This is a genomic window from Polaromonas sp. P1_E3, from assembly GCF_056405935.1.
Window position 1 is genome coordinate 1 of sequence record NZ_JBFUBD010000702.1, and the last position, 944, is coordinate 944.

At 61.7% G+C, this 944-nt stretch carries 1 protein-coding gene; it reads left to right on the top strand.

Going from position 1 to position 944, the window contains the following annotated elements; translation table 11 throughout:
- Window positions 1–944: UvrB/UvrC motif-containing protein (locus AC1D0Z_RS22920; protein WP_477660428.1), on the top strand; the 944-nt coding region annotated here is incomplete at both ends.

The window sequence follows — 944 nt, forward strand, 5'->3', positions numbered from 1 at the left end:
AACCACGGTGGTGCGATCGGAAGCTGAAGCACTGCTGCTGGAAAACAACCTGATCAAGACGCTCAACCCGAAATTCAACATCCTGTTCCGGGACGACAAGAGCTACCCTTACCTGAAACTCACCGGCGCCGCCGTGCCGCAGGAAGGCGCCCCGCCTTCAGCCGCGACTTTTCCGCGCATTGCCTATTACCGTGGTGCGGTCGAAAAAAAGCATCGCTACTTTGGCCCTTACCCCAGTGCGTGGGCCGTGAAAGACACCATCTTGCTGCTGCAAAAGGTGTTCAGGCTCCGCACCTGTGAAGACACGGTGTTCAACAACCGCACGCGGCCTTGCCTGCTGTACCAGATCAAGCGCTGCTCCGCGCCCTGTGTCGGCCATGTGTCACCTGAGCAATACGCGCTGGACACGGCCAATGCCGAGCGCTTTTTGCAGGGGCAGGCGCAGGACATACTGACTGAACTCGAAAAGAAGATGCTGGTGCATGCCGACAAGCTGGAGTTTGAGCAGGCCGCCGAACTGCGCAACCAGATGTCGGCGCTGTCCAAGGTGCTGCACCAGCAGTCGATGGAAATCGGCGGCGACAAGGATGTCGACATCCTGGCGGTGAAAGTGCAGGGCGGAAAGGCCTGCGTCAACCTCGCCATGGTGCGGGGCGGGCGGCACCTGGGCGACCGGGCCTACTTTCCTAGCCACGTGGAAAACGCCACTGACGTAGCAGCGCTGGATGCAGAGATCGATGCGGATGCCAGGCAGGCTGCGCAGGCCGGGGCGGCCGGYGAGGCGGCGCCAGAGCCCGCACCTGCCGGCAAATCGCTGGAGGCACTGGTGCTGGAAGCGTTTATTGCTCAGCACTACATCGACGTGCCGGTTCCGCCGACATTGGTGTGCAGCGAGCCGGTCGACAAGGAGCTGATGGAAGCCCTGACTGCGCAAACGGGCACCA